The organism is Rufibacter sp. XAAS-G3-1, from assembly GCF_013623775.1.
Taxonomy (GTDB): domain Bacteria; phylum Bacteroidota; class Bacteroidia; order Cytophagales; family Hymenobacteraceae; genus Nibribacter.
This window is the reverse complement of the sequence record NZ_JABFAM010000005.1, coordinates 43,591-70,444: the sequence shown is the minus strand read 5'-3', so window position 1 is coordinate 70,444 and position 26,854 is coordinate 43,591. Positions and strand designations below refer to the sequence as shown.

Below are 26,854 nucleotides of genomic sequence, written 5' to 3'. Positions count from 1 at the left end.
GCTCTTTTTGCCAAAACCAGCCCGGAAACGGTTGTACGCAAATTTGCATAAAAAAACAGAGCGGCGGCCGAAAATAATTCCGGCCGCCGCTCTGTTTTGATGGAACTCCAAAGAGCCTTATTTCTTGGCTAATCCCTCGGCACGGGCCTTGTATTTCTTGGCATCGTTTACCTCTGGGCTTAGCGGATAATCTGCGATGATGCGGTCATACACCTCAATGGCTTGGGTGAACTGGTTACCGGCTTCATAGGCTACGGCCGCTTTCAGGAGGTACTGCGGTGAGAAAAAGTCGTTGGCTTTGTGCTCAGCGGCTTTCTTGTACAGGGAAGCGGCTTCCTCTCTTTTGCCTAACTCCAGGTTGGCATCGCCTTGCAGGCTGTAGGCGCGGGCTTGCAGCAAAAGGTCATCAGACTTGAATTCTTCCAGGTAGTTCAACGCCTCCTGGTATTTGCCTTGTTTCAAAGAAACGATTCCGGCATAGAAGTTAGCCAGTTTACCGGCTTTGGTGCTGCCGTACTCATCGGCCACGGTTTTAAAGCCTTCGTATTGGCCATCGCCGTTCAGGGCTTTGTTCAGAGAATCAGCCTCTAAATAGTACTCGGCCTGGAACATGGCGGCTAAGGCTTCTTGGTTCTTTGTCTGCTGGTTCTGGTAATACAGGAACCCGCCTACCACGGCAAGGGCAATCGCCACAAACACCCCGATGAACAGGTTTTTGTTACGCTCCACAAAGTTCTCAGACTTTAACAGTCGGTCGGCTAGCGCATCTGGGTTTTCCAATAGCTCGTACTCGCCTTCCCGCTTCAGTTCGTCTTCGCGCTTGATTGTGTTATTTGACATCAGTAATTATAAAATAGGATTTAGATGCTGTTCTTGAGAAAAAGCCTTGCCCGTTGAACCCCAAATTGTTATGCGGGGTTCCCACGGGCGCGGTTTTTTAGTCCATCACGTAAGGATAGTCTTTTTCTACGTAAATATCGGTGTATAATTCGCTTGCCTCTGGGTAGGGAGAGTTCTCCGCGAAGTCAACTGACTCCTGTACCTGCGCCTTGATTTTGTTGTCAATTTCCTCTAGTTCCTGCTCCGTGGCGAAGTTGTTTTCCAGAATGGTGAAACGCACGCTCTCAATGGGGTCTTGGTTGCGGTAGTTCTCCAGTTCTTCTTTGGTGCGGTACTTAGCCGGGTCAGACATGGAGTGGCCTTTGTAGCGGTAAGTCCGGAATTCTAAGAACGTTGGGCCTTCCCCGGCGCGGGCGCGCTCAGCAGCGCGGGCTACGGCGTCATGCACGTCTTCGCAACGCATGGCGTTCACGGCCTCAGAGGGCATGTCATAAGACAAACCAAGCTTGTACAGTTCGGTCACGTTAGACGTACGCTGTACCGAGGTACCCATGGCATACCCGTTGTTCTCTACCACAAAGATGGCGGGCAGTTTCCAGAGCATGGCCATGTTGAAGGCCTCGTGCAACGCACCCTGGCGTACGGCACCGTCACCCATGTACGTGATGGACACGTTGCCCGTCTTGTTGTATTTCTCGGCAAAAGCCAGACCGGCACCAAGCGGCACTTGCGCACCTACAATCCCGTGGCCACCTACGAAATTTACCTCTTTGTCAAAAATGTGCATGGAACCGCCTTTGCCTTTAGAGCAGCCGGTGGCTTTGGCGTACAGTTCGGCCATGACAGCGTTGGGCGAGGTGCCTAACCCGAGCGGGTGGGCGTGGTCGCGGTACGCGGTGATCCATTTATCGTCTTTGGTGAGGGCGGTGATGGCACCGGCCGCACAGGCTTCCTGCCCAATGTAAAGGTGACAGAAACCTTTGATTTTCTGCTGGCCGTATAACTGGCCGGCTTTCTCCTCAAATTTGCGCATGAGTTGCATCATCTCATACCAGCGCATGTAGGTCTCTTTTGAAAATGCTGGGGCAGCGGTTACCTTTGCCGTTTTCGCATCATTCGTCTTCGCTGCTTTCGTCTCTGCCATACTTGTATGTTGGTTCGTAAGGGTTAAGTCAAAAAATCAGAGCTTGCCAACCGGCTTTTTCAGAGTAGATTTAGCCCGGGCTCCCTTCTGTAAGGTATTATAACATGCGAAATTAAGTAAAAATCTGTAAACAAGTTCATGCTCCTCGAAAATCTACACGTCCTGCACTTCAAGAACTACGAGGAAGCCACTTTGCCTTTTTCTTCGCACATCAACTGTTTCATTGGAAACAACGGCAGCGGCAAAACCAACCTGCTGGATGCCATCCATTACCTTTCGCTCACCAAAAGCGCCTTTACCTCCTCAGACCTGCAAAATATCAAAGAGGGCGAAGACTACTTTATTGTACGAGGCCGGTTTAAAACCGATGAAAAAGTAAGTGCGGTTCAGTGTTACTTAAAGACGGGTCAGAAAAAGATTATCACCTTAAACAAAGCCCCTTATGACCGCGTGAGTGAGCATGTGGGCAAGTTCCCGGTGGTCTTGATCTCACCGTATGACACCGATTTAATCAGGGAAGGCAGCGAAGAACGCCGCAAGTTCTTTGACAGCCTCATGGCGCAACTGGACCACTCCTACCTTGATTTGCTTATCCAATACACGTACGTACTCAAACAGCGCAACTCACTTTTGAAGCAGTTCTATGAAAAGAGCTACGTAGACAAGGAGTACCTGCAAGTGCTGGATGAACAGCTGATGCCGTTGGGTACGGAGTTGAGCATTCGGCGGGCCGCCTTTCTGGAAACGTTTGAGCCCGTGTTCCAGCGCCATTACCGCCACTTGTCAGATTCCCATGAAGTAGTGACCTTGGCGTACCAGAGCCAATTGACCCGGCAGAACTACGCGTACTTACTAGACCAGAGCCAGCGCAAAGACCTGCTGCTGCAACGCACCACCGTGGGCCCGCACAAAGATGATTTCGTGTTTCTGATGGACAGCAAGAGCGTGAAGAACTTTGGGTCACAGGGGCAGCAGAAGAGTTACGTCATCGCGCTTAAGCTGGCTCAGTTTGAGGTACTTTCCCAGAAAAACGGCCAGAAACCGCTGTTGCTTTTAGACGATATTTTTGACCGGCTTGACCAGAAACGCATTGAACAGCTCATGCAACTGGTAGCCAACAACACCTTCGGCCAGATTTTCCTGACCGATACCCACCTGGAACGTACCGACAAAATCCTACGGCCGCTCTCTACCAACATCCGCCGGTTCAGAATCTCAGAAGGTACCGCTGAGACCATTGAGGAGGAGTAGTTAGTGTTTAGTTGTTAGTTTTTAGCATCATTTTGCGATTTGAGCTGTTCACCTAAGTTGATGCTTTTGCCAACAAGCACTAGCATCTCTTTGCTAAATAAATCTCCTGCATCACCGTAAAAAGAAGACAACTCTCGTATGAAGGAAAGGTGTTTTAGGCTTGTTTCCTGATAATCAGACCTAAAACCGACGTGCATAACTGACCTGGATTTGGGGATAACCAAGTGGGTAAATTCATCTATTCAAAGCCTCACCAAAGCGCCTGCAAATACAGTACCTTAGCGCCGTAGCACCACTAAAAAAGAGCCCTTATGTCCCTGCGTCCGCTTAACCCCAGAAGTCCGTTCATGCGCAAAGCCGATACTATCTCCCTGAAAGATAGCATTGATGCCATGCTGAAAGCCTATAAACTGAACGGGAAACTGAGCGAGGTGCGGTTGGTAAGTTCCTGGGAGAAAATCATGGGCAAAGCCATCTCCCTGAAAACCCAGGAAGTGTTTGTGCGCAACCGCAAACTATACGTGCGCCTTACTTCGGCCCCGCTGAAGCATGAATTGAACATGGCCAGAGGGAAAGTGATGGTCTTGATCAATTCTGAGATGGGCGAACAGGTGATTGACGACGTGGTCTTCCTCTAATTGCCCGTAATTGCGGTAACATTGATCCTGTTTCCCTTGAAATAGAAGAACGAAGCCGAACTACCATTCTCCCGTTTTGCCTTACTTTTGGGGAAACAGCCCACAAACGGCCATGCAGCAGCTTTTACAAGAACCAGACTTTTACCGACCAGTTTCCCACTCCCGCACCACCCTCACCGAGTTGATGATTCCCAGTTATGCCAATTTCGGGGGGAAGATTCACGGGGGCATTCTGCTGTCGCTTATGGACAAGGTGGCGTATGCCTGTGCGGCCAAACACGCCGGTAATTACTGCGTAACGGTAACAGTAGACGGCGTAAACTTTCTGCAGCCCGTGGAAGTGGGCGAATTGGTGAGTTTGATGGCCTCCATCAACTATGTGGGCCGAACTTCGCTGATGGTAGGCATTAAAGTCATTGCCGAGAACGTGAAATCCGGTTTCGTGAAGCATACCAACACGTCTTACTTTACCATGGTCGCCAAGGGCGAAGACGACAAACCCGCCAAGGTACCCGGCCTGCTCCTGGAAACCCCCGATGATGCCCGCCGCTTCATGGAGGCCATCCAGCGCAAAGAAATCAAAGCCCGGTCTGAGCGCGAGTTCAAGGAAATTAAGACTAATCTGGAATTGCGCCAAAATATTTCTACACTGGCCGGGCAACGGTGCCAACTGGGGTTTAAATTGTAAGCTGTTTTTGGCCTGCTTTGGTAAAAACAGGCCAAAAATGCCTCGTTATCCTAGATGTGACTTGCTTTCAGATTTGTTCTCCTTAACGCTTCCGCATCATCCTTCCTACATAGTCTGCAAAATAGTATCTGTAAAACCTATAGGATATAGTAAGAGAGAACCAGAAGGTTGAGCCGATAGGCAACTTTATGTTAAATAAAACCTAACGCTTTACAGCCTTATGGAGGCAGGGAAATTTGTCCTGCCTCTCCATGTCCTTGCTGTTGTTGACTAAAGATAATTTGTTCAATTCATATCCTTCCGCCCTGCTTTTATAAAGCTGCTGTTGTGCGGAGATTTCGTCAACGACTTTTATTTTCCCACTCCTTATCTATAATTTCAAAGTTATGGTTTGGGTAATCAATTTCATTTTCTTCAAGGCTTCTTTTTTCAGGGTCAATTAGCAGACAAACAATTTCATCAACTTCGGATAAATTAGCATCCATTGATTCAATAAACCTTGTTCGCAAATACAAAGCATAATCGTCTTCAATTGAAAACAGTTTCATTCTTTTCTTACTGAAGTCGTATTTAGCCATGTGGTATATGCTAAGCCTAAAATGATATAAATCACGAAACAAAGCCGTAAGATTTACTGGTTGTTCATTTATCTTTTCCAATTGTTCTGGAAAAATACTTTTGGCGGTAGAAATAATTCCGTCTATAACACCTTGATACTTTTCTTTAGAAGCGTCAGCAATAAATTCTCCAGTACTAAAATATTTGAAGTTGTTCAAAGTTTTTATGTACTCAGTTCTATTCATTGATTTAGAATGATGCCCAGAAACAACGTCTACCATTTGTATGGTGTGTTCGTTATTTACCTGGGCATGGTGACTTTTAGCATTAACTTTTGATATGCCAAAACCAACCAAAAGTTTTTCTAATTGAAGTTTACGTAATTGTGATGGTCTGGAAGCTATCCTACTTTTGGAAGTATTCCAAAACCCGTCATAGTCTAAAGCTTGATATAATAGGTCTCTTGCTGTTATCATTGTTGTTTTCTGTTTTCGCGCAACGGCCTCGTGTAAGCGGCGGCGGAGGCCGTCGGCCGAGGTGACGTTTATACAGTGTTAGCTCAAGTAATTTTTTATTTTTTACTAATTCCTTTCTCCTAATGCGATATCATTGAGCAAGGCATAGTTTGATTTGTAGACTGAATCCGCAATCTGTTTGAATTCTTCATGACACATCCTACTAAAAATACTTTTGTCGCTTTTGACAGAATTTACAGAAAAGACTTCTAAATCGTGCTTTGGCCTGTTTTCCCATTTAGCATTTGAATTGCCTAGCTTCTTTTTGGCAGATTGTTCTAAGTCGTAATGTAAGTTCCAAGAATAATATGAGTTTTGCCTTTGGTTCACAAATGTACTGCAGGAATCGAATTCCTTAAATTTTAGATTCTTTTTCCAACTGTCCTTCCCAGTGAAGTGTAGAGCCATTCTTTTGTCAGTTAGGGAAACTTCAAACTTCTTTCCTTTCAGTTTCCCTTCTTTTATTTGCAAAGTATCGATTGTCGAGCCTGCCAACTTTCCTAAGTATATTCGCTGTAAGAGATAGCCTGAGTTATCCGGAATCAGGAGCGTTTCTGTACTACCCAATAGACCCCAGCTTTTGTTGTAATAGACCATTTCCGGCTTTTGTGCAAATGTGCTGATACAGAAAAGGAATGAGGCAACCGTAATAAATAATTTTTCTTTCATTTCTATTATTTGAGCTAACTATGGTATATACGGAAGTCTATTCGGCTTATCAGTCGAAAACGCCCAATAACCGGAACTGGACTGCCGAATAGACGATCTATCCGGAGCAATAGAAAGAGACCTGCTGCCAGTTGCTGCTCCTGTGAAAGCACCAAGACCCCACCCCCAGATTCCAGCCGCTCAGGGCGGTTTCACCCATAACACTTCTCATGTTCAGCAAGTAGCTTTTATGCATTAATACAAATTGCAAGAAAGAAAAAAACAACTTCACTCCTTTTCCTGCTTGCAAAAACCGGTATTGGTTCAGCTAAAAGCAAAACCCTAAAATAGTAAGCCAACCCTGTGCATTTTAATTTCCCGTTTTCGGCCTGTTTTATGAAAACGGCCAAAGACGGAAGCGCACAAAAAAGTCAGTACATTCCTGCACCGGCTTCTCACACCAACCATAAACAACTCTAGACATTAAAGTAGCTTTCCAGTTGCTGCAACGTAGTTTCATTTGTTTTCATGTCTTCTACCACCTGGCCTTTTTCCAGCAATACAATGCGGTCACAGACTTCAATGACGTGGCTGAGGTCATGGCTGGAGATGAGCAGGGTCATGCCCTGGCGTTTCAGGTCTTTCAACAGGTTTTTGAGCCGAATCTGGGAACTAGGGTCTAGGTTGGCGAAGGGCTCATCCAGAATCAACAGTTCGGGGTCAGACATGACGGCGGCGGCCACGCCCACTTTCTTCTGGTTCCCTTTGGAGAAGTCTCTGATGTACTTGCGCTGCTCCAGAATCTCGCCGTTGAAGAAATCCCGGAACTTGTCTAAGAAAGCCTGCACATCGCCGGGCGTCAGGCCATTCAGTTTCCCGATGAAGGCGAAGTACTCTTCCGGGGTCAGGAAATCGATGAGGAAGCCCTCGTCCAGGTGCGAGCCGGTGTACCGTTTCCAGTCTTCGGTAGCCCGCACGTTTTCGCCTTTGCTGAACACTTCACCCTTGGAAGGCCGGATCAAGTCCAGGATCATCCGGAAGAACGTGGTCTTGCCGGCGCCGTTGTTGCCTACCAAGCCAATGGTTTCCCCTTTCTGCACGGTAAGCGCCGGTATGTTCACCACGGTTACGCTGTTGTAATTCTTTTGGAGGTCGCGAACTTCTATCATATCGTTTTGAGGCTATTTTTCAGAAAACAAGGTAAAAACTAAGCCTGGCGGAAACCGGCGGCAATGGCGTATTTCTCTTGCTGAAAGCGTTTCACCACCACGCCCAGCAGTTGTTTGTGGAACAGAAAACCCAGGAAGCCCAGCACCCCCACGGCGGCGATGCCCCACCAAGGTTTGTCCATGAGCCCGAACGGCAGATAAATAAGGATGGGGAGTACCAAGGCCGGCAGCATCATGATGAACTGCGAGGCACCCACGCCCTGCCAGTTAAAGGAAGCGCTCTTGCTTAGGTCAATGCGTTTTTTGTTGTAGGTGCTCAGATACAGCACCACAAACGTGTTAATGCCAATGTTATAAAGAAAACAAGCCGTGTTGATGAGGATGATTTTTCCGCCGATGCCAGGCATGAAACCATACAAGAGCGTGATGAGATAGGCGAAAGTACAGGCTGGCACAAACAGCCAGAATTTAGCCAGATAAAAGGTATACGGACTCAGGCGTTTGGTAAGCAGGGCATCAAAATGGGCACTTTGCCAGCCTGGCACAAACTGCCCGTAGCTCAGCATCATGAACCCGGTCATGAAAATGCCCGGGAAAAGGAGCATCGCGAAACCGTCGGTGTAGATCTTGTTGGTGTAGAAGATGAACCCATACGCCAGAAAAAACACCGACATCATGGTAGTGGACTTCGGCCGTTTGTGGCGCAGAATCAGTTTCAGTTCCAGGCTGATCAAGGTTCCCAACTCACCAAACCGCTGCAGAAAACCAATCTCGGCAGAATCACCTACTTTAGACTGTTTCCGGATGCGCATTTCCTCTGGGTAGGTGTGCGCTATCAGGAAGTTGTAGTTCATTAGGTATACTCCCGCTAACAACGCCAGCGGCACCAGCACCCAGACTAGATTTTCGCCTAACGCACTGAAGAAAGCCCCCGATGCGGCACCCAAGGAAATGTAGTTCAAGTAATCTACCGTGGCTAACGCCACCACCGCCAAGAGAAAGCCTATGGAGGCCAGGGGTTTTTCTGCCAACAGCCGCTTGAAATAAAGGGTCAGGAAGTTATTGACCAGCGTGAGCAGGAAAAGTCCCAGCACCCACATCCAGGCTCCGCCCATGCCATACACGCTTGGCAGCACTTTGAGCGCAAACGGAATAAACAGCAGCAGCGGAAGGAAATTGAAGAGGCTGGTAATGGATTTCCAGAGCACGAAATGCACCAGTTTGCCTTTGCCTACCGGCAGGTGCAAATACGGCTGAATGCCCAGCACCGGCAACTCCTGCATGAAAAACCGAAACGCCAAATCTATGAGAAAGTAATACAGCAAGGCCCCATTGACAACCGCCACGGGATCTTTCCCCGGCCAAACCGCCTCAATGATTTTGTCCATGAACACGCTCAGCACCACCACATACAGCAGCAAAATGAGCATGAAGAACCCCAGCACCAGGTTCACGGCAAGGTTCTTCTGCCATACACTGGAACGGGTGGCTTCTTTCCATTGGTGAGAAAGTAGTAATCTGATCATAGCGGTAGGGTTGTAAGAAAGGCTGTTTGATCTGTTAGTCTCCCGAACTGCTTAAATATTACAGCATTGGGGCAATTTTTCTGTTGAAAACTGCAGGAAGATTTCCTTATTTAGGTTCGCTATTCCTGCTCACGACGGGAATCAGCCTTGCAGAAAAAGAGAGGCAATACAACTTGTACAACCAATAACTGCACTGTCTTTGCTGCAATGGCCTTTACTACTTTCCCCAGTTTCAGTCTTCCCCGAGCGCGCCTCGCTTTTGGCCCTGGACAGACACTAGCTAAGATAGAAAGACTTCTCAGGCCGAAAGGGCAGTGCGGGAGGGGAAAACGGGGCCTCGCGGCCGTGAGCGCACGGAGGGCAACGATGGAAAGACCAAGCATAAGGGTTTCGCATCAACCGGCTGCTACGCCAGCAAAAACAATTGGCATGCACAAAGCACTACTCACCAACGCAGCATGGTTCCCCTTGGCCATCAGCAGCAAAATAGAATAGGAAAATACAAAGGAGAAAAAGAAGCACACGTTAAGCCTACTTTATGGAAATCGGCTTTAAAACGCTTTTCTGCATTTCGTGAAACCCAGCCCACATATGGCAATGGCAAAAGGCATCATCCACAGAAAACGACAACGGTAGAAACACCCTTTAAAACAACAAGTAAACCCTACGCGGCCACCTCCACACTCTCCAACTCACAGTAAGCTGCTTTCAATGCTTTCAGATGGCCGCCAAACATCTGCTTGATGTACCACTTGAGGAAGAAATAGCCTAGTACGGCCCCAATCACAAACCCGATGGTCAGGCGCAGGTACATTTGCTCCCAGGGCAGGTGCGAGATGTCAATACCCTTGGCCAGTTTAAGATATCCTAGCTGACCGGCCGCCAGCCCCAGGGGAGCCAGCAACATATTAGTCCAGAAGTAGAGTCTGGTGAGCCCGGTCAGCATCTCAATAAGGTTCCGGAGGGTAGCCCGCAGGTTGGCGGTGGTCACGTTCAGTCCTTTCACATAAGACAGACGCCCCCAGAAATAGCCCAGGAACGGGAGACACACCACCATAACCACCACGCACAGTACCTGAAACGCAGGGTCATCTTCTGCGAAAACCGCCCCGGCCCCAAACAACAACACCGTAGAGGCCTGCACTGCCAGCTCAAAATAGATGTTGCGTTTAAGTTTGGTCAAGGCATTTTCGGTGCGGGCCTTTAATAAGCCTGCAATCTGGTGCTCGGTTACCTGGTGGGCCGCCGCTGCCTGGGCCGCGTACACCTTCCAGGTATCTTTGAGGCTATCTAATTTCATCATACACCGGGGTTAACAGCTTCTCTAGTTTCGCTTTGATGCGGTTCAACTTCACGCCTACGTTAGATTTGGTAATGCCAATGATCTCAGCCATCTCATCGTAACTTCTATCTTCTAAGTACAGCATCACAATCGCCTTCTCTACCTGAGAGAGCTGGTCAATAGCGGCGTAGAGATATTTTATTTTCAGTTCATACTCAGGGGAGGTATCTGGCGCGGCCGGAATCTGCAGGTCCATGTCTGACAGGGAGCCGTGGTAAGGCCGCCTGCTTTCTTTCCGGAAACTGGAGACGGCGGTGTTCAGTGCCACCCGGTACATCCAGGTACTTACCTTAGACTCGTGCTTAAACGTAGGATAAGACCGCCAAAGTTGCAGCACAATCTCCTGAAACAGATCTTTCCGCTCTTCGTGATCCCGGCAGTACATGCTGCACACCTTATGGATCAGGGCTTGATCCTGGGCAATGAGCTTGACAAATTCTGCGCGTAAGGCCGGATTCTCCAACGTGGTACGTAAAGGTTGTGGCTATTAGTAGCGTAGAGGGCCGGTAAATTACACGCGAAATCAGAAAAGCCTACTTATAAGTTGCCCTTTTTGAGGCGTTTTCAGGAAAATAGCCCTTAAATGGAAAAGCATGTCATTGGCCTTGGGTAAATCCAGGCGGAAGAAAATCCAGCAATGCGTGGTTTCACTGCGGTGTAGCAAGGGTAGTCAGAGACTCGCGCCAGCGGTTTTGGCAGAAGACCTCACAGGTTTTGAAAACCTGTGAGGTCTGGCTACGCATTTCCGTTTCCAGCCATTGGGCTGAGCGCCTAGAGATCGACCCGGCGTGAGCGGAAGCGGCAGGCCTGAAGGCCAGGCGAGAGATCACAGCTCAAAGGCAGAAGGCGGGGCCTCGCGGCCGTGAGCGCTTAGCGCCAGAGATGAAACAACAAAGCTTCTGAACCCACGCAAAAAGCAGTACCTCCAGGGGAACACCATAAGGCGAAAGCGGACAAGCATAAATCCAACATCCTTGTAAACCGGAAAGCCTCCCCAACCCTAGGTTGAAGAGGCTTTCCGGTTCGGCCGCCTTTTCAGGAAAACAGCCTTAAAACCGCTATCCTCTCCCCATCACGGGAAAATACCCAATGACTGGTAGCTTACGCCTATCTTCTCAATAGCGGCATAGAAACCGGCGGTGCGCAAATCAGTAATGGCTTTAACCTGGTGCGTGACCTCGCGCATTTCCTGGTAGGCGGTAATCATGGTGTCCTCCAGACCAGAATACACCAAGTCGCGCTCATCGGCACCGTGAATGATCAGTTTCTTTTCTTCCGCAGAAAGGCTTTTGCCGGTGGTTTTCTCAATGGTGTTCACCAGACGCTTAAGGCTGGCTTCCTCGGCGCGTTTGCCCATGCGGCCGAACCGCACGTTGGAAAGGTTCTTGAGCCACTCAAAGTAGGACACGGTGACCCCCCCGGCGTTCAGGTACAAATCTGGGATAATGACCACGCCGCGGGCGTGCAGAATGCGCTCGGCCTCCTGGGTGACCGGGCCGTTGGCCCCTTCGGCAATGATCTTGGCTTTGATACGCTCGGCGTTGCCGATATGGATCTGGTTTTCCAGGGCCGCCGGCAACAGCACATCGCAGTCGTACTCCAGCATTTCAACGGAATTTTCAATGAACGTGCCGCCGGGGTGCCCCTGGAAGCTCGAATTCTGTTTCCGGTAATGGAAGATGTTGTCAATGTCTAGGCCGTCTGGGTTGTAGATACCGCCTTCACGCTCAGCCACGCCAATGATGATGGCGCCGTCTTGTTGCAGGAACTTGCCGGCGTTGTAGCCCACGTTTCCAATTCCCTGAATGATGATCCGTTTACCGGTCACCCCGCTGGAAAGGTTCAACGGCTTGAGCACCGCCTCGTCATGCAGGGCCTCGCGCAGCCCGAAGTAAATACCCAAACCGGTGGCTTCGTTCCGGCCCCTGATACCGCCCTGGCCTACCGGCTTCCCGGTTACGCAGCCCAAGGCGTTGGTTTCGCCAAACTTGAAAGCGTGGTAGGTATCGGCAATCCAGGCCATCTCGCGGCCGCTGGTTCCGTAATCTGGGGCGGGCACGTCTACGGCCGGGCCGATGAGGTTTTTCTTGATGAGCTCTGAGGCAAACCGGCGGGTCACCCGTTCCAAAGTTTCAACCGAGGACGTTCTGGGGTTGATTTTCACGCCGCCCTTGGCGCCCCCAAACGGTACGTCTACCACGGCGCATTTGAAGGTCATGAGGCTGGCCAGGGCCACCACCTCGTCTTCGTCTACCTGCATGCTGTACCTGATTCCGCCCTTGGTGGGCAATTTATGTTGGCTGTGCTGGGCCCGTATTCCCTCAAACACCTGTATCTGGCCGTCTACCTCTACCGGGAAATTCACCTTGTACACACTGTTGCAGATCTTGATCTGCGCAATAATACCGGGGTGGAGTTTGGAATGTTGGGCTGCCTGGTCAAAGTAATAATGGACGCTGTCCAGAAATTCTCTGCCGGGTGTCATGGCTTGGCTCATAGTTTCTGCAGTTGGTGATTGTAGGTTAAAACGTACTAACCCCGCCTCACGTTGCTTGCCTTTTAAAATGTTCCACGGAGAACATTTCTGCCCACCCCGTTTTCTGCTCTGTTTTCTTAAAACAGCCCAAAAACGCTTTTTCTGGGCCCGCCGCCTTCCAGCTATTGGTTTCTGCGGAATAATCTTGAAATTACAGATCAGATTACTCAACCAAGCCGTTACGTACGTATGTTTTACCCCGTTTCTACCTTCGCCCGCGCCGGTGCCGCTGCGTTGGGTTTGCTTTCCCTTTCAAACCTTACCTCGGCCCAAGACATTGTCAAGCAAGACCCCACCATCAAAACCTTGACGGAACAAGTATCTGCTCAGGAGTTAGAACGGCTGGTGCGCGGCCTGGTCAGCTTTGAGACGCGCCACTCGCTCAGCACGGTCAAAGACAAGAAAAAAGGCATAGGGGCCGCCCGCAACTGGGCCGAGGCCGAACTGCAGAAAGCCGCCGCTACCTCAGGCGGGCGCATGACCGTCACCCAGGACAAATACACTGTAAAAGCTGATGGCCGCCGCATTCCGCAGGACACCGAGTTCGCCAACGTCATGGCCACCCTCAAAGGCACTGACCCCAATGATGACCGCGTGTTCATTGTGAGCGGCCACATAGACTCCCGCAACACCGATGTGATGGATGCCAAAGGCAAAGCCCCCGGCGCCAATGATGACGGTTCTGGCACCGCCGCCGTCATAGAACTGGCCCGTGTCATGGCCAAACAGCAGTTTCCGGCCACCATCATCTTTGTGTGCGTGCAGGGCGAAGAGCAGGGCCTCTACGGAGCCAAGCACCTGGCCGACCGCGCCAAGAAAGAGAACTGGAACCTGGTGGCCATGCTCAACAATGACATGATTGGCAACTCCTTCTCAGACGAGACCAATCTTAGAGACAATACCCGCGTGCGGATTTTCTCTGAAGGCGTACCCGCCCTGGAAACCCCCGAGATGACGGCCCTGCGCAAAAGCACTGGCGGCGAGAACGACAGCCGCAGCCGCCAACTGGCCCGCTACATGAAAGAAATGACCGCCCGCTACGTGCCCCAACTGGAAGTGGTGCTCAACTACCGCACAGACCGTTTCCTGCGCGGTGGCGACCACACGCCCTTCAGCCAGGCCGGTTTTACCGCCATACGCGTGTGTGAGATGAACGAGAACTACCAGTACCAGCACCAGAACGTACGCACCGAGAACGGCATCGCCTACGGCGATTTCCCAGAGCACGTAGACTTTGAGTACGTGCGCAAAAACACCGCCATGAACCTGGCCACCCTGGCTAACCTGGCCTTGGCTCCCTATTCACCGGAAGAAGTAGGCGTAGTCACCAGCAACCTCACCAATCAGACTGAACTCCGCTGGAAGGCCCCTGTTAAAGGAGAGAGACCAGCGGGTTACTACGTGCTCATGCGGGAAACTTCCATGCCCATGTGGGAAAAGAAAATCTACGTGGAAGGCACCACCACCACCCTGCCCTACTCTAAAGACAACTACTTCTTCGCCGTACAGGCGGTGGACGCGGAAGGCCACGAAAGCTTGCCCGTGATGCCAAAACCTATCCGGTAGAAACGTTTTAGGCTCCTTTTGTAAAAACTCCTTAAAAACAGGCCCGGCAATTAGTTTGCCGGGCCTGTTTTTAGTTATAGATGGAATTTATTACAGGGAGAACTTTTACTTTTAATGCAGAACCGCTGGGCACATAAACCTGGCGAGCACTATCCTCCACCATGGCTGAACTTTATACCCCCATCTTCTCCAGAAAATACTTGGATACCAAAACTCGCAACTTTCAACTGAGCCAGTTCCCAGACTTGGCGCACAAGCTGGATCTTATTCAGAAATGGCAGGTGGGCATAAAGAGTGGCAAAATTGTAAAGCAGAAAGAAGAAGAGCTGCAGAGCGAGTTTCTGAACACGTTTTTTGGTGAGGTGCTGGATTACGTGTACAGCCCTGACGCGCGTTCAGATTTAGACAAACCGCAGAACCGCCTCAATGACAAGCGCAGCCCCGTAGAGCAGGCCTTCAGTTACGTGCCCAAGGCTGGCGGTAACTGCAAATGGGTCTTGGTAAGTAATTTTCTGGAGATACGCCTGTACCATCACTCAGACCAGAGCCGCTATGAACGCTTTGACGTGATGCACCTGCACGAAGAGAAAGAGCTGCTGCGTTTTCTGTTTCTGCTGCACAAAGACCGGCTGCTGCTGGAACACGGAGAGGCCACCACAGAACAACTCTTCAGGGAGCGGCAAGCCGAAGAGCAGAACATCACCAAAGACTTCTACCAAGACTACAAGACCTCTCGGCTGCACCTGTTTGAGCACCTGCGGGGCCAGAACCCCCACGTGCCGGAGCTGGTCATCTTCCAGAAAACCCAGAAACTGCTGGATCGCGTGGTATTTGTGTGCTTCTGTGAAGATTTGACCATTATTCCGCCGTACACGTTCCGGGGTTTGCTCAAGACCGTGAAAGAAGACCGCTTCAACCGGCAGGAGACTAAAATCTATGAACGGGTGAAGGGCTTAGCTATTCTTTATAACTGTTACCCAAGACTTGTCAAATCCAAGAGTATCAAGAATCGTTTGCTGGTCTAATTTCGGCGGCTGCTTTATTTTAATAAGCAAACTATGTTTTGGCACATCTTCTATAATCGTGAATTGGGAGCCATGTGGTTGCCAAGTGAACCTGTGTTCTCCTGTTGACTTGTCGTAACCCACAAGATTGTTATTTTTATTCCATTCCCACCTGAAGAGTTCCAAGTCATAACGGATAGTTTCAAACTCAAAAACTACGACTTCTGACAAATCACTAGATTTTACCAGAACTACCGTCCTAAGATGCTTGAACTTTTCCCTTATAGAAGATACTCGCTCGTTCCAGATGTTAAGGACTAAGCCACCAATAAAAGTAGGGTCTGCACCAGAAACATTCTGCTCACCAAAGGAATAATTCGGTGAATTACGGCCTGAAATCAGTCTTAGCTTTTTCTGTGATGAGGGCTTGGTCGCTTTTACTGTTTTTGCTCCCCATGCCGTATTGCCAAGGATTACATCATCTAATCCCACATTGGACGGTTTCCAATCTGCTCCAATACATTTAGCGAAAATTTCTTCCCACTCGTCGCCTTCCAATGCGCCTTTTCCTTTGAAAGCAAGTAAATAAACTATTTCACGCGCCAAGATAAAAGGAAAGTCAGCGGGGAATTCATTAAGCGGATAAGGTGCTACTGACTTATTTACAGTTCTAAGCTTTGGAGATTAAATTTATACAATTGATACAGCTATTATTAATTAATATATGTAATCGGAAATATATTATTCCCTATTACTACTAAATTACCAATTCTTGAGTGGAAGGAAATTTGGTTCCTCCGCTTATGATTTCTATCATTCAAAATCCTATCGGCACAATTAATGCAAAGAGGATGATAGTTGGCTAAATATCCGTGCGGTAAATTATTAAAGCCGTTTTCAATTCCACATAAATAACATTCCCAATTTCTATTCATACCACAGAAGAGTAATTTACTTGAGTAATTTGCCTCTCAATCTTCTTAAATTTCAATCTGCTATTTACAGGGTCGAAGATTGTTTCATGGAAAGGTTTTTCGCTGAAATTCATAGCTATGAAAAGACAAAACTGGTGTTTGAGTTCAGTTGCTACATGAAACTCTTTTTCTGTTAATGAAATATTACCAGAACTTGTACTTAACCCTTTAACTTCAACGCAATAAAAATTTTCATTCAAGGACAATTTAAAATCGAAACCGCAAGCCATGACAGTTGTATCAGTTAAGTTGAAGCCTTTAAAACTATCAACTGAATTAAATTTAGTTTTAAAGTACTCCTCTGCAGCTCTTCCTGTTATTAATCTTTTGGCTACGCTTTCGCTTCTATCCTTCTTTTCTATTCTTTCAATTATTTTATCAATCTCGTAATTGCTAAATACAAAACTCTTTACCAATTCTGTAAATGAATAAAAATCCAAAGCAGAGAAATTGTCATAAAAAACTCTACAATATTCTCTTAATGGTCTTTTGTGCCATCCTTTTCTTGGGTTAGGGAAAAGAGGGTCAAACTCATCACGATAATTCTTTATAGAAGCTGGTCTTGCGCCTATTGAATAGCCTAGAGCATTGAAAGCTTCATTGAAGCCTTTAAAATCAAATGCTTTTATTGCCTCTTCATCAAATTTAGATAAATATAGCCCAATTAGGATTGATTTGTCTCTAGTTGATAAAGTGCTGGACATAATAATCTCTATGGAAGAACTGTAATTTTTTTGATATTAATATGCTTCTTTTATTTAGTAAATTGATAATATACTATCTTGACAAAATGTATCTATATCTGATGAAAAAACACAAGTAGGTATAAGGTCATTTTCTTGACAAGCTTCATCCATTGCCACACGAAAACCGCCTATACCGCAAAACAGGTCAATAAATTTTATTCTTTCCATTAAATCAAAGGCTTTTTCAAATATAGAGTTATACGTTCTCTTGTACAAGAACAGATTAGCAATCCTATAAATTTTCTATTTTACAATTTAGCTTTACAAATCCGTAGAAAATCATGATGCAGAAGAACCAGGAGTTGCAGGCGCTCAGCCAGAAGTTCTTGACGCTGTTGCAGTCAGAGTTGGGCGTGGGCAAACTGAGCCAGAAGCTGGAGAAATGGTACACCCTCTCTTGGGAGGCCTTCAGCCAAGAGTTGGGCAAATGCAAGGTAAAGCTCACGCTGGCGCAGAAGTCAGACTGGCTGGCGTTCTTCACGGCGCAGCAGCAGCTGGCGCAGCAGATCACCACGCAACTGGCCCAGACAGACCGAGAGATAAACCAACTGGTGTACCAACTCTACGCCCTCACGCCCGAGGAAATCGCCTTGGTAGAAGCCTAGCCGTGGCGTTCCTGTTTTGGGCCTCTTTTTCAAAAAACAGGCCCAAAACAGGTCTGTAGCGTCGTTACCCTGTAACGACGTGTCTCCATGAAACAGAAATGTCTCCGGCCGAAAAGGCTTTTCTCCCGGGCAAAAAGGATTTCTGTTGCAAAGAACGGTTCTTGTGTGTGGTTGAAACATGGTCGTTTCATAGAACCACGTCGTTACAGGGTAACGACGCTACGAGAAAATTATAAAAATGCAACTACGCTCTCTCGGATTAAAAATCCCGAACAGCAATGAACTACCCAGCACCCGTTTATAGCTTCTTTTTGTAAAAACAACGTGAACTCGGAAATTCTCACGCATTCCGTCCCCCTTTGAAGGGGGTAGGGGGATGATTACTCGTGCTGAATACGGCATTTTGGAAGCTCCAAGAGGGGGAGGATGTACCATTGGACAGGCGGATTTCCGCCCTCTTCCGCCTTTGGCATCCCCCTACCCCCTTCAAAGGGGGACGCAATGCGTGTACAGCATAGTAGAAAGGCAAACAATGGAAACAAAATGGATTATCGTATCCCTTTAATTCCCGAGTTCACGTTAAAAACACCTTAAAAACGGGCCTGACAATATTAATTGTCGGGCCTGTTTTATATTTGAGCAAATCTGCTGGAAGTTTTGCTGAATCGTTCTTTCAGAAGTACGTACAATGAGAACCGGATGATTACAATGTTCTTCCAGATGCACTCCGTTCCTACTGCTTTAGGTGTGAAACCTTCTTTTTTGACGTGGCTGCGCCAGCCCGTAGACAACGCGCCGTTGGTTGTGTTCCGGTGGGGGTTCGGGCTGCTCTTGTTTCTGGAAACGGCGGGGGCCATTGCCACGGGTTGGGTGAAGAAGAACATGATAGACCCCACCGTGTTCTTTCCCTTCATCGGGTTTGAGTGGCTGAGGCCGTTGCCGGGCAACGGTATGTATTTCTATTACGGGGCCATGGCGTTTCTGGGGTTGCTGGTGATGGTGGGCTGGCATTACCGGGCCAGCATTACCGCCTTTACGTTCTTGTGGTGGGGCGCGTACCTCATGCAGAAGTCCAGCTACAACAACCACTACTACCTGCTGCTGGTACTCTGTTTCCTGATGCTGCTGGTGCCCGCGCACGCCTACGCCTCCCTTGATGCCAAACGCAACCCGGCTCTGCGGTCTTTAAGCTGCCCGCGTTGGTGCCTGCTCCTCTTTGTGGCCCAGATGGGGATTGTCTATACCTACGCCGCCATTGCCAAGCTAAACCCCGATTGGCTCGCGGGCACTCCGGTCAGCATTTGGTTTTCGGCGAAGCGTCATTTTTATCTGATTGGAGAACTCCTGCAGCAGGCCTGGTTTCAGAAGCTGGTGGTGTACGGCGGTATCTTCTTTGATCTCTTCATTGTTCCGCTGCTGCTGTGGCGCAGAACCAGAAGGTGGGCGTTTCTGCTGGCTATTTTCTTCCATGGGTTTAACTCGGCGGTGTTCCACATTGGCATTTTCCCGTATCTGGCGCTGGCGCTGTGCGTGTTCTTTTTTCCGCCCGAAACCATTAGAAGAACGCTGTTGCGCAGGAAACCTCCCCTTGCAGTACCCCAGGCTCCTGCCCCGGCTTTGCGCACGGGAGAAAAACTACTGTTTTCGCTCTTAGCCCTACATTTCATCTTGCAGGTGGCGCTGCCCATGCGGCAATGGTGGTTTCCGGGGAACACCAACTGGACGGAAGAGGGCCACCGTATGTCTTGGCACATGATGTTGCGCTCCAAAAGCGGATATGCGAAATACAAGGTAATAGCCGATGGCAAAGTCTTCTGGGAGTACCCCGAAAAACACCTTACCCCCAAACAAACCAGTACCGTGGCCACCCGCCCCGACCTGATCTGGCAATATAGCCAGTTTCTGGCCCGTCACTACCAAAAGCTTGGGTACGCAGAGGTAAAGGTGTTTGCGCATACCAACGTTAGCCTCAACAAACGCCCTTTTCAGCTGCTGGTAGATTCTACGGTGAACCTGGCGGCCGTTCCGTGGCGGCCGCATACCTCCTCTCGCTGGTTGGTGCCGCTTCGGGAGGAAGAGTAAGCCTTTAATTTGTTATCCTTTGGGCTGAATATTGCCCCAGGGTGCCAGAAACGCGAGGATTTGAAGGATAGTCCTAGAAAAGCAATGATTTCACTCGCTCGCCTCTGGCGAGTGTTCTGCTTTAGTTTACCGTTTTTTGCTAGGACTAGCATTTGAAGAAAGATCGTAAAGAGAAACATGCCACAAGAAAGAATGCGTGCGGAGCCCCTGCTTTACAGGACAAGGAAAGCTCATCTGGTTCTTTTCCCGTTAATATTACTAACCTTTTCTTACTGCTTGTAGTAAGTGCAGCTAATTGGCTTTACCTACGGCTTTTAGAGTACGTTAGCAACCCTTCTGCGTTAACCAGAATACTTCCCTTACTTCTGCCAGAAGGATAACAAAGCAAACCTATCAGCCTTTTACCAAATCATTTTCCAGAATAGATTATATGTTTAAACTCTTACAGCATTTAAGGGTAGTAGTGCTTCTGCTGGCGTTTATTTCCGTGGATGCATCGGCGCAGAAGGTTGGGTTGGTCTTGAGCGGTGGCGGGGCCAAAGGGCTGGCGCACGTGGGCGTGCTCAAGGTGCTGGAGAAAAACCAGATCCCCATAGACTACATTGTGGGCACCAGCATGGGCGCGGTGGTGGGCTCTCTGTACGCGGCGGGCTTTTCGCCGCAGGACATTGAAGACCTGGTGTTGTCGCCCAAGTTCCAGTACTGGGTTTCTGGGAGGCAACTGGAAGACCGGGCGTTCAACTACTTCAGCTTAGACCCTTCTCCGGCGGCTTTGCGGTTGCCGCTCACCCTTAAATCTACCCTCAAAGTACAGACCACCGGTGGCCTCATCAGTGATGTGAACCTCAACTACGCGCTGGCTTCTACCCTGGCCGCGGGCGGAGCCATTGCTGAATATGATTTCAACAAGCTCTTCGTGCCTTTCCGGGCATTGACCGCCGAAATCTTTACCCGGCAGCAGATTGTGCAACGCAAAGGCTCGTTAGCTGATGCGGTTCGTAATTCCATGGCGGTTCCGCTGGCGTTCCGGCCCATCCGGCAGGCAGATGGCCGTTATTTGTTTGATGGCGGGCTTTTCAACAACTTCCCTACCGATGTGATGCGCTCAGAGTTCAAGCCAGACATCATGATTGGCGTGAACGTGGGCGATGTTTCCTATAAGAAATACCCCGCAGACAAGGACGATGAATTACTGGGCAGTTCCCTCATTTTCCTGAGTTTTGACGTAGCCGACACCTTGGCTTTAGGCCCTAATGGTGTGTTGATTCAGCCCGATTTGGAAGGCTTCGCCACCACTGATTTCGCCAAGGTGAAAGACCTCATTGACATAGGCGTAAAGTCTGCCGAGGCTAAACTACCTACCCTAAAACAGCGCATTCCCCGCGAAGTGGACTCTGCGCAACTGGCGCAACGCCGAAACGCCTTCCAGAAGCAGGCTCCTCCCCCGCGTTTTGACCGGGTGCAGGTGAAAGGCCTTAAAGAGAATCAGAATACATACGTAAGCAAATTCTTTCTGCGCAAAGGAGACCACTACACCATTGATGAGATTGAGGAAGGCTACTACCGCCTGGCGGCGAATGACTTTTTCAGGGGCATTTATCCCCGTATTCAGTTTGACAGTACCACCCGGGGCTACGTGCTCAGTATTGACGCCCAACAAAGCAACAACGCTACCGCCGAGGTAGGTGCCGTGTTCAGTACCCGTCCTGTGGATAACCTCTACGTGGGCCTGGAGTATCGCTATCTAAACCGCTTGTTGTACACCGTGGGCATCAACGCCAACCTGGGTAGATTCTATTCGGCGGGGCAGTTCGGTTTCAGGGTGAATATACCTGGCCGAATTCCTTTCTATATAGAACCCTCCGTTATGTACAGCAGCCTTAACTACCAGGGTACTAAAACATTCCTGGATCGGGACGCGGCCAGTACCCAGGTGAGTCAGCGTGATTTCAAGGTAGGACTGCAAACCGGCTTCAGCCATAATTTCAGGAGTAGGTTTGTGTTGGAAGGCGCGTATTTCTCCAATGAAGACGAGTACGCCAATGTGGAAAACGTCTCCTCAGATGATGTGCTGGACGAAACGGATTTTGTAGGGCTCACCGCGGCGGTACGCTTTGAACGCAACTCCTTGAACCGGAAAATGTACTCTACCAGAGGGCACCGGGCAGTGCTGGGTTTACGGGCCGTGATGGGAGAAGAAGCCTATAAACCCGGTTCCACCTCTCTAATGCCAGACAACCGTACTACTGACCACAAGTGGCTGCAATTCTCGGCTACCTATGAGGGGTATTATCCTTTCAACAATGACAAGAACAGTTGGGGGTACTTCTTTGAAGGCATGGTGAGTACCCAGGGCCTGTTCTCCAACTACCGGTCTTCGCTCACCTCGGCCCCGGCGTTTTCTCCCCTGCCAGATTCCCGTACACTGTTTCTGGACACGTACCGGGCAGCCCGCTACGGAGCCGCCGGCCTGCGTTTCTCCCAAAACCTATTCACCAAATTTGAGTGGCGTACCGAAGCGTTCATGCACCTTATCCACCGGCCGTTGGAGGAAGGAAATATGCAGCAGGCCATGAGAGCCAATGGGTTTGACAGGCCCCGGCTTACCGCCAGCACGGGCATTATCATGCAATTGCCCATCGGCCCGGCCGCTTTACACTTTATCCATTATGACAATGATGAGAACCGGTGGAGCGTGTTTGGGCACGTAGGTTTCCTGCTGTTCAGGAGCCGCACGTTGCAGTGAAATGAAAGTTAATTATTTGTAAAATAAATTATCTGGCCCATTGATTTAATTATATATTTAGTTATTATTGTAAAAAAAATAATAAAATCTTTAACTACATTTAATAGTGTTTACATGAAAAAAACGTTTACTAAAATTGCAGCATTATTGCTGCTTGCTGGCTCATTTTCCGGTTGTGCAACTGTATTCGGTGGGCCTGTGACTGAATATCAAAGAACAAAGCCAGCACCTGGGCAGCCTCAAAGACAAATTCGTACAGGTGCTTTGGTGGCTGACATTCTTTTATTTTGGCCTGGAGGTATCATAGATTTTGCCACTGGAGCAATCTATAAACCACAGCCAAAACAGCCATCGGTGTTTGTACAGCCAGCAAACGGTTCTACTACTAAGTAATAATTCTTCTAGGAAATCATTAAAGAGCCTTCCAAATGGTCAAAGAAACCACTTGGAAGGCTCTTTTTGCATACTGCCTTAAATAGGGAGAATTGAGTAAAAACATGCTTCACAGAGTTGTAATGATTCTTCTCCATTTTAGAGTAGTGCACTAGCTTACCACTTCTTAACCTCAAACATAGGTTCACCAGAAGCAAAAAGAAACCGCGACGTGATTTCATGTTTCTCTACAAACATCAGATCCAGGACCTGGAGAAATCCGTCGGGTGTCTTTTTGCTAACTTGGCTTTGGCTCTGGTAGGGATGTGCCCGGGAAGTGCGTTTCATAGCCGTTTTGTGGGAATTCGCTCTAAACGGACCGGCTAAAACCGCCCCTCCCAGGCAACCCAGAGCAATAGTTAGGATAGAAGTTTAGGTTACCCGCGTTTTTTAACGGAACCGCTGCCGCTCACGCGACTGTCTACGCTGGGAGAACCCGCGTACAAAACCCGGCCGCTGCCGCTGATGGAGGACTTAAGCCGGTTGGTGGCGGTTATCTCACAGGAACCGGAGCCGCTGATGCTTACCTGCGCGTCGCTGGTTGTGAAGTCATAGCCTCGCATGGCCCCCGAACCGCTCACGGCTACGGTGGTTTGCTTGCCCTGGCCTTTCAGCTCAATGCTGCCCGAGCCCGAGATACGGCTGGTGACATTTTCTGCGTTAGCGGTTAATTGAATATTACCAGACCCGCTTACCGCCAGATCCAAAGAATTGCTTTTGAACGTATCTTCGCTTCTGATCTTCCCAGAACCACTCACTGATAAGCCTTCTACCTGCGGCACGGTGATGTAAATATTCACGCGCTTGTTGTTTGAAGACCCGTCATTGCTGTACTGGCGGTTTTTTCTCTTGATGGTGAGTTTGCCGTCTTCTACTTCAGTAATCAGTTGGTCTAGTTGCTCTGCATCTCCTTCTACTTTCACGCTTTGGGTGTCGCCCTTGCGTAAGATCACATTAGCCGGATACGCCAGACCTATTTTTTTGAACGGAGCCACGGTGCGGGTTTCCTCTTCTACTATGGCGGTATTGGTAGCGGCCCGGAACGAAGACAGAGAAGCAAACAGGGCTAACACCGTCAGAAGTGAGAAGATGTTCAGTTTTTTCATAGCAGTAGGATTACGTTTCATCCTAAAGATGAGAAGACAGCACCCAGGGTTGCATCTGAGCCTTAATTTATCTGAGGTATCTAAAAGCAAGCTGTTACACCAGAGAAGTTGTGCAGAGAGAAAGGCTGATTCAGGTAGGTTCCGCAATAAACCAATAGTGTTTTCAGTTAGAGCTTGTTTCAAGTCAGGAAAACGTGTTTTATGCCTGTTCTTCAGTAAACAAGCCTAAAACACTACTATAAACAAAAAGGGCCTGCCACTAGAGGCAGACCCTTTTTGCATTCACATACGCTGGTATTATAAGGAAGAAGCATTGGATGGGATGGCGCCGTTCAGTTGGTGCCAAACCCCATTCATAAAAAGCTGATCTGATTTAAGTAAGCGCACACCGCTCACCAGAAGAGACCCTTTCTTCCGGCAGATGCGCAGGTTGTTCCCACTGATTGCTTTTATATCTGCCCCGTCACGGAGATCATGGGTAGTGAAATTGCCTTTGACAATGTGTTGCTCCAGAAATGCCCTTAGCTGTTCTGGTGAATCGCTTTTGTGTTGCGCCAAGGCCTTGGCAGACGGAGCAAAAAAAGTATGTTCTTCGCCGTTAGAGAGCACCGGCATCAGTCCGGCTTTGGTTACCAGGTCTAAGAGCAATTGATCTTTCTGCGCAATACCCTCGCCCAAACTTACCTGGGCAATTCTGGAAGTTGCGGCCACTTGGGCCGTCAATGACTGCGCTTTGCCGCTGGCCTGTATACACAGGCAAAAGCAAAGCACCAGCCATAACTTTGTATCATTCAACCCTGCTTTCATACCCCGCCTCCTTAAAAATACTGCTATACAACAGTATACGCTTTTAAAGAAGAAAAGGCCGAAGCTTAACTTCTACAGGAAATACAATATACGCTACCCAATAATATCACTGATAAAATTCTGGATTTGCCCCGGCACCAGAATCACACTTACCACAAACCCGAAGGCCGCCCCGTAAAAGTGCGCGCTGTGGTTAATGCCGTCATTGCCTCTTTTGCTCAGGTAATAAGAGTAGAAAAGATAAAGCGCCCCAAAAATATAGCCTTTGATAGGAATTGGAATAGGGAAAATGATGAGTTCTGTGAGAGGATTGAAATAGATACTGGCGAAAATAATAGCCGCCACCCCGCCCGATGCCCCTAAGGAATAATACCTACTGTCATTTTTATGCTTGAAGAAAGTAGGCAGGTCTGATACAATGATGGCTACCAGATAAAGCAACACGTAGAAGGCAGCCCCGGTGGTAAAGCCGAAAGCCCCCATGAACTGCTGCTCTACCACGCCCCCAAAAATGTACAGCGAGAACATGTTGAAGAAAAGGTGCATGAAGTCGGCGTGCAGAAAGCCCGAGGTCAGCAGGCGCCACCACTCATTGTTGCGCGCCACAGATTGTGGGTGATGCACCCAGTTCTCCATCAGGTTCTGGTTCCGCCAGGCGAACAGAGAGACAAGCACGGTAACCGCAATAATGATGATAGTGATGCTAATGGGCATGATGGTCAAGTAGGTTTAAGAATAAAGGATGCCTCGTTTTGGAGGTATTTTAAAGAAATAAGCCTGAAAACAACTCTTAATCACGTAAAAGCGCCGAAAACACCTCTTTGTTTTTCAAGAGGAAGTTTGTTTTTTCTTCAGGCTTGCCCCTTTCAAGGATAGATGATTTTAACTATCGCGTTCAATTAACTGGATGGCTAATTGCCGAAGCAGCTCTTTTTTACTGTTCAAGGCATTTACCTCGTTCAGATGATGCAGCGCTTTCTGGAAGTAGTGATTGATCTGGCTATGGGTGGTGCCCTGGATATCTAATTCGTCATAGATGGCTTTTACCGCCTGCACTTTCTCACTTTCCTGCCCATTGGCGGTCTGGCCCTGCCACTTTCTCAGTTCTTTTCGCTGGGTGGCGGAGCAGCGTTCCAGAGCGGTCAGGAGCAGATAGGTTTTCTTGTCAGAGACAATATCGCCGCCTACGCGTTTTCCAAATTTGGCCTGGTCACCGTACACATCCAACAGATCATCGCGGAGCTGGAAGGCAATGCCCATGTTAATCCCAAACTCTTTGAGGTGTCTGGCATCTTCAGGGGCCGCGTTGTTCAACAGCGCGCCCAGTTCCAGACTAAAGCCCAGCAGAACCGCCGTTTTCAACTTAATCATGTTCAGGTACTCCTGAATCTGCACGTCTTGCCGGGCCTCAAAGTTCATGTCCAGTTGCTGGCCTTCGCAGACTTCGGCGGCACAGGTACTGAAAAGCTTCAGTGCGGTAGGCAGTTTTTGGGGCTCAATTCCTAAAAAGCACTCATACGCCCGCACCAGCATCACATCTCCGCTTAAGATAGCGGTGCTGGTATTCCATTTCTCGTGCACGGTAGCCTGGCCTCGGCGGAGCGGGGCATTGTCCATTATGTCATCATGCATGAGCGTGAAGTTGTGGAAAACCTCTACGCCAATGGCGGGCATCATGGCCTTTTCCACATCGTCATGGAAAAGATAAGCCCCTAATACAGTCAACAGCGGACGCACCCTTTTCCCCCCCAGTTCCATCATATAGCGAATAGGCGCGTACAGCTCGTCTGGAGTCTGCCCGTACTGGAGCGTGGACAATGTCTGGTTTATGCGTTCCGAGAATTGTGAGATATCCACAAGAATTTAATTTTAAGCTGCCAGGCAAAAGCCTTTATTTGAGATGAAAATGCGGTTTCTTTATTTTACTGTCA

The 26,854-nt window shown here is 48.8% G+C and carries 25 protein-coding genes; 9 read left to right on the top strand and 16 right to left on the bottom strand.

What is annotated here, in order from left to right:
• Positions 1-117: 117 nt before the first annotated feature.
• On the bottom strand, positions 118-840 hold the full coding sequence (locus HHO50_RS04610; protein WP_181304836.1) for a tetratricopeptide repeat protein: 723 nt from the start codon (positions 838-840) through the stop codon (positions 118-120).
• A gap of 97 nt (positions 841-937) precedes the next feature.
• The gene (pdhA, locus tag HHO50_RS04605) at positions 938-1,984 is read right to left on the bottom strand and encodes a pyruvate dehydrogenase (acetyl-transferring) E1 component subunit alpha (RefSeq protein WP_181304835.1); all 1,047 of its coding nucleotides are present in this window, start codon (positions 1,982-1,984) and stop codon (positions 938-940) included.
• A 138-nt stretch (positions 1,985-2,122) separates the two neighbouring features.
• On the opposite strand from pdhA, the gene recF reads away from it, so the two are divergent.
• The 3 genes from recF (at position 2,123) to HHO50_RS04590 (ending at position 4,561) form a co-directional block, all read left to right on the top strand.
• Entirely contained in the window at positions 2,123-3,235 is a 1,113-nt protein-coding gene (gene recF, locus HHO50_RS04600; RefSeq protein WP_181304834.1) for a DNA replication/repair protein RecF, read from the top strand.
• A 311-nt stretch (positions 3,236-3,546) separates the two neighbouring features.
• Complete coding sequence (locus HHO50_RS04595; protein ID WP_255478599.1) at positions 3,547-3,873, top strand: DUF721 domain-containing protein; 327 nt, start codon at positions 3,547-3,549, stop codon at positions 3,871-3,873.
• Positions 3,874-3,985: 112 nt separating this feature from the next.
• Positions 3,986-4,561 carry an acyl-CoA thioesterase gene (locus tag HHO50_RS04590; protein ID WP_181304833.1) on the top strand — a complete coding sequence of 192 codons (576 nt, stop codon included), beginning with the start codon at positions 3,986-3,988 and terminating at the stop codon, positions 4,559-4,561.
• 341 nt (positions 4,562-4,902) lie between these two features.
• On the opposite strand, the gene HHO50_RS04585 is transcribed toward HHO50_RS04590, so the two are convergent.
• From HHO50_RS04585 to HHO50_RS04555, 7 genes are all read right to left on the bottom strand, one after another.
• Positions 4,903-5,595 carry a hypothetical protein gene (locus tag HHO50_RS04585; protein ID WP_181304832.1) on the bottom strand — a complete coding sequence of 231 codons (693 nt, stop codon included), beginning with the start codon at positions 5,593-5,595 and terminating at the stop codon, positions 4,903-4,905.
• A gap of 105 nt (positions 5,596-5,700) precedes the next feature.
• On the bottom strand, positions 5,701-6,303 hold the full coding sequence (locus tag HHO50_RS04580) for a hypothetical protein (RefSeq protein ID WP_181304831.1): 603 nt from the start codon (positions 6,301-6,303) through the stop codon (positions 5,701-5,703).
• A gap of 455 nt (positions 6,304-6,758) precedes the next feature.
• Positions 6,759-7,451, bottom strand: coding sequence for an ABC transporter ATP-binding protein (locus HHO50_RS04575; RefSeq protein WP_181304830.1), 693 nt, complete (start codon positions 7,449-7,451; stop codon positions 6,759-6,761).
• 38 nt (positions 7,452-7,489) lie between these two features.
• On the bottom strand, positions 7,490-8,977 hold the full coding sequence (locus HHO50_RS04570; RefSeq protein WP_181304829.1) for a DUF5687 family protein: 1,488 nt from the start codon (positions 8,975-8,977) through the stop codon (positions 7,490-7,492).
• Between the two features lie 664 nt (positions 8,978-9,641).
• Entirely contained in the window at positions 9,642-10,280 is a 639-nt protein-coding gene (locus HHO50_RS04565; RefSeq protein WP_181304828.1) for a hypothetical protein, read from the bottom strand.
• Positions 10,264-10,782: an RNA polymerase sigma factor gene (locus tag HHO50_RS04560; protein ID WP_181304827.1), complete on the bottom strand. Its 519-nt coding sequence runs from the start codon at positions 10,780-10,782 to the stop codon at positions 10,264-10,266. The genes HHO50_RS04565 and HHO50_RS04560 overlap by 17 nt, the downstream gene beginning before the upstream one ends.
• A 609-nt stretch (positions 10,783-11,391) precedes the next feature.
• Complete coding sequence (locus HHO50_RS04555) at positions 11,392-12,816, bottom strand: Glu/Leu/Phe/Val dehydrogenase (protein ID WP_255478597.1); 1,425 nt, start codon at positions 12,814-12,816, stop codon at positions 11,392-11,394.
• A gap of 228 nt (positions 12,817-13,044) precedes the next feature.
• Between HHO50_RS04555 and HHO50_RS04550 the strand changes: the two genes are divergently transcribed.
• On the top strand, positions 13,045-14,421 hold the full coding sequence (locus tag HHO50_RS04550; RefSeq protein ID WP_181304826.1) for a M20/M25/M40 family metallo-hydrolase: 1,377 nt from the start codon (positions 13,045-13,047) through the stop codon (positions 14,419-14,421).
• 161 nt (positions 14,422-14,582) lie between these two features.
• Complete coding sequence (locus HHO50_RS04545) at positions 14,583-15,446, top strand: hypothetical protein (protein ID WP_181304825.1); 864 nt, start codon at positions 14,583-14,585, stop codon at positions 15,444-15,446.
• On the opposite strand, the gene HHO50_RS04540 is transcribed toward HHO50_RS04545, so the two are convergent.
• The 3 genes from HHO50_RS04540 to HHO50_RS04530 form a co-directional block, all read right to left on the bottom strand.
• Entirely contained in the window at positions 15,375-16,031 is a 657-nt protein-coding gene (locus HHO50_RS04540) for a hypothetical protein (protein WP_219921442.1), read from the bottom strand. The genes HHO50_RS04545 and HHO50_RS04540 overlap by 72 nt on opposite strands.
• A gap of 325 nt (positions 16,032-16,356) precedes the next feature.
• Positions 16,357-17,103 carry a protein NO VEIN domain-containing protein gene (locus tag HHO50_RS04535; protein WP_181304824.1) on the bottom strand — a complete coding sequence of 249 codons (747 nt, stop codon included), beginning with the start codon at positions 17,101-17,103 and terminating at the stop codon, positions 16,357-16,359.
• 54 nt (positions 17,104-17,157) lie between these two features.
• The gene (locus HHO50_RS04530; protein ID WP_181304823.1) at positions 17,158-17,313 is read right to left on the bottom strand and encodes a DNA cytosine methyltransferase; all 156 of its coding nucleotides are present in this window, start codon (positions 17,311-17,313) and stop codon (positions 17,158-17,160) included.
• A 113-nt stretch (positions 17,314-17,426) separates the two neighbouring features.
• Between HHO50_RS04530 and HHO50_RS04525 the strand changes: the two genes are divergently transcribed.
• From HHO50_RS04525 to HHO50_RS04510, 4 genes are all read left to right on the top strand, one after another.
• Entirely contained in the window at positions 17,427-17,750 is a 324-nt protein-coding gene (locus HHO50_RS04525; RefSeq protein WP_181304822.1) for a hypothetical protein, read from the top strand.
• 699 nt (positions 17,751-18,449) lie between these two features.
• Positions 18,450-19,832, top strand: coding sequence for an HTTM domain-containing protein (locus HHO50_RS04520; protein ID WP_255478595.1), 1,383 nt, complete (start codon positions 18,450-18,452; stop codon positions 19,830-19,832).
• 430 nt (positions 19,833-20,262) lie between these two features.
• The gene (locus HHO50_RS04515; RefSeq protein ID WP_181304821.1) at positions 20,263-22,578 is read left to right on the top strand and encodes a patatin-like phospholipase family protein; all 2,316 of its coding nucleotides are present in this window, start codon (positions 20,263-20,265) and stop codon (positions 22,576-22,578) included.
• Between the two features lie 114 nt (positions 22,579-22,692).
• Complete coding sequence (locus HHO50_RS04510) at positions 22,693-22,971, top strand: hypothetical protein (protein ID WP_181304820.1); 279 nt, start codon at positions 22,693-22,695, stop codon at positions 22,969-22,971.
• A 416-nt stretch (positions 22,972-23,387) separates the two neighbouring features.
• Here the strand turns inward: HHO50_RS04510 and HHO50_RS04505 are convergent, their stop codons facing one another.
• The 4 genes from HHO50_RS04505 to HHO50_RS04490 all read right to left on the bottom strand — a co-directional run bounded on the left by HHO50_RS04505 (position 23,388) and on the right by HHO50_RS04490 (position 26,780).
• A complete protein-coding gene (locus HHO50_RS04505) occupies positions 23,388-24,116 on the bottom strand; it encodes a head GIN domain-containing protein (RefSeq protein ID WP_181304819.1) in 729 nt (242 codons plus the stop codon).
• A 297-nt stretch (positions 24,117-24,413) separates the two neighbouring features.
• Positions 24,414-24,923, bottom strand: a complete 510-nt coding sequence (locus HHO50_RS04500) for a fasciclin domain-containing protein (RefSeq protein ID WP_181304818.1) — start codon at positions 24,921-24,923, stop codon at positions 24,414-24,416.
• Between the two features lie 93 nt (positions 24,924-25,016).
• A complete protein-coding gene (locus tag HHO50_RS04495) occupies positions 25,017-25,637 on the bottom strand; it encodes a rhomboid family intramembrane serine protease (protein ID WP_219921441.1) in 621 nt (206 codons plus the stop codon).
• A 168-nt stretch (positions 25,638-25,805) separates the two neighbouring features.
• Positions 25,806-26,780 carry a polyprenyl synthetase family protein gene (locus HHO50_RS04490; protein WP_181304817.1) on the bottom strand — a complete coding sequence of 325 codons (975 nt, stop codon included), beginning with the start codon at positions 26,778-26,780 and terminating at the stop codon, positions 25,806-25,808.
• Positions 26,781-26,854: the final 74 nt, after the last annotated feature.